The sequence below is a fragment of the Peribacillus sp. P4_C12 genome (genome assembly GCF_056402095.1).
In genome coordinates this window covers 1-784 of record NZ_JBFUIB010001042.1, presented here as the reverse complement: position 1 = coordinate 784, position 784 = coordinate 1, and the positions used below count along the sequence as shown (strand labels likewise).

Here is a 784-nt window from a genome sequence, read left to right as displayed (position 1 = left end):
AAATAGTGATAACTTTGATTTGCGAACTCTTTAGGGAAATTACTTCGACTTAAGTGTATTCCCATAACATGTAAAAAACAAAGAAGAAAGTTATCAATTCGTTTGATACTTTGTAATCCCTTTTACGCGAAAAAAATAACTACCCGATTTGAGTAGTTATTTCTTTGTTTACACGTTTTTAAAATGCTGTTGGATATAAAAATTCACTTTATCAGGCACTTCGATTTGGATGAAATGCCCTGCATTTTGAATGATGTGAACCTGTGCATGTGGTAAGCCTTCTTTCTGGAGCTTGTAAGCAAATTCAAAAGGGATATAAGGATCATTCTCCCCCCAAATTATGGTGACTGGTATTTTGATCTGGTTTAGTTTTTGATTGTACGATTTAACCTTTTCTATATTTCCTGACCGGTATAGATCTAAGATGACTTTACTTGATTCGGGAGTTCTAAAGACACGATAGAAGTCTTCCAGAGTTTCGTCAACTATGTTTGGAATCGAATTCTTCATGTCAGTTTGAAATTGGGAATCATCTGACATGCGCTTCATTATTTTTTCTCCGACATTTGGTGTTCTCCAAATCTGAGCAAGTGAGTGCCACTTGTAATCTCCTGATATGGTTGTATTTGAAACAAAGAGACTTAGTATTCTCTCTGGATGATCACATGCCCATTTAAGTCCAATAAGTCCGCCCCAGTCATGAACAATCAGATGAAATTTATCTAGTTTTAGTTCCCTCGTAAAATCAGAGATAAACTGTTCATATCTCTCCCATGTTGAGGAT

General features: G+C 35.6%; 1 protein-coding gene. It reads right to left on the bottom strand.

Annotated elements, in window-relative coordinates; translation table 11 throughout:
- Window positions 1-168 precede the first annotated feature (168 nt).
- A partial coding sequence (locus tag AC1DUW_RS31135) for an alpha/beta fold hydrolase (protein ID WP_477644489.1) occupies window positions 169-784 on the bottom strand: 616 nt, incomplete at its 5' end.